The 434-nt window shown below is 56.0% G+C and carries 1 pseudogene; it reads right to left on the bottom strand.

Going from position 1 to position 434, the window contains the following annotated elements:
• A pseudogene (locus tag ACTHUE_RS20555) lies at positions 1-434 on the bottom strand (FUSC family protein); the annotation flags it as partial.

Raw genomic sequence — 434 nt, forward strand, 5'->3', positions numbered from 1 at the left:
TTCGCCGGATGTTGCGGCCAGATGGCTGCGGCTTTTGAGCATGCTGGCGTTGATTTTGCGCATTTTAATCATGTTTTGCTCCAAGCGCTCGCGCGTCATGCGCGTGCCGTTGCTGATTTCGGCAATCAGTTTGGCGCAGGCGTTTAGGTTGTCGGCAAGCATGAAGCGCCACAGCAGGGTGGAGCGCAGGTGCAGGAGTTTGGCGGCGGCAATGGCGATGGCTGCACCAATCAAAACGTTCATGGCGCGCATCAGGCCGCTGTCGAGCCAGTGGTGGCTGCTGTCGCCGATGAGCATGCACATGGTCAAACCGGCAAGCATTGCGACATAGCCGTTTTTGCCGACCGCAGACCAACCGGCCACTGCGCTGGCGGCACCGATAATCAGATAGAAGAAAACGTCATCTTGCAAATAATGTTGGTTCAACCATAAAA

The organism is Neisseria sp. P0021.S005 (assembly GCF_051956955.1).